Genomic DNA, 1,113 nt, shown 5'->3' on the forward strand with positions numbered 1-1,113 from the left:
GGCGGCCGCAAAAACTGAGTGCAACACCTGACCTTTCCGGTACGGTGCTGCCACTATGTCCTATCACGAACTCAGTATCCCCGAACGTGCGACCCTTCAACTCGGCCTTGCCCAAGGTTTCAGCCAGCGGCGAATTGCCCGGATGCTCGGCCGCTCCCCCTCGACCATCAGCCGGGAGCTGCGCCGCAACCGGGCCCCTGGCACCCGCTACCAGGCCTGTGCTGCCCAGCAGCAGATGCAGGTCCGCCGCCAGGTCTGCAGGCCTCAGTGCAAGCTGCTGCCGGGCAGTGAGCGCTTCGAGCTGGTCGTCCATATGCTGCGTGAGGGTTTGTCTCCCGAGCAGATTGCCGGCAAGCTGCGCAGCATGAACATACCCAGCCTCAGAGAGGCCTACGTCTGCCGCGAGACGATCTATAACGCGATCTACGCCCTGCCGGTCGGTGGCCTGCGCAAGGAGCTGATCATCTGCCTGCGCCAGGGCAAGACGAGTCGCAGGCCGCGCTCTGGCGGCGTCGATCGGCGCGGCCAGATCCCTGAAATGCTCAGCATCCACGTGCGCCCGCCGGAGGTCGAAGACCGGCTGATGCCAGGCCATTGGGAGGGCGACCTGATCAAGGGCAAGGCCAATGCCTCGGCGGTGGGCACCTTGGTGGAGCGTACCAGCGGCTACCTGATGCTGATCAAGATGGCCGACGCGACGGCGACCTCGGCGCTGGAGGGCTTCAGTGCGGCGCTCAATGGCATGCCGCTGGCGGTGCGCAAGAGCATGACCTACGACCAGGGCCGGGAGATGGCGCGGCACGCCGAGATCACCCAGCGGACCGGGGTGGCGATCTACTTCTGCGACCCGCACAGCCCCTGGCAACGCGGCAGCAATGAGAACATCAATGGACTGATCCGCCAGTACCTGCCCAAGGGCACGGACTTGTCGGTGCATAGTCAGGAAGCCCTGGACGCCATCGCTTTGCAACTGAATATGCGACCGCGCAAACGCTTCGACTTCAAATGCCCGATCGAGGTGATGGGCGAAGTGATGCAAGAAGCCGTGGTGATGCGGCATGATGCTCCCGCTTCAATTCAATAACCGTGTTGCACTCAGATCCTGCAACCGCC

1 protein-coding gene is annotated in these 1,113 nt (G+C 63.8%); it reads left to right on the plus strand.

Annotated elements, in window-relative coordinates:
* The first annotated feature begins 55 nt into the window (after nt 1-55).
* Complete coding sequence (locus tag AC19YT_RS28255; RefSeq protein WP_011711660.1) at nt 56-1,084, plus strand: IS30-like element ISShes10 family transposase; 1,029 nt, start codon at nt 56-58, stop codon at nt 1,082-1,084.
* Nucleotides 1,085-1,113 lie beyond the last annotated feature (29 nt).

The organism is Pseudomonas sp. MF08875, from assembly GCF_059862525.1.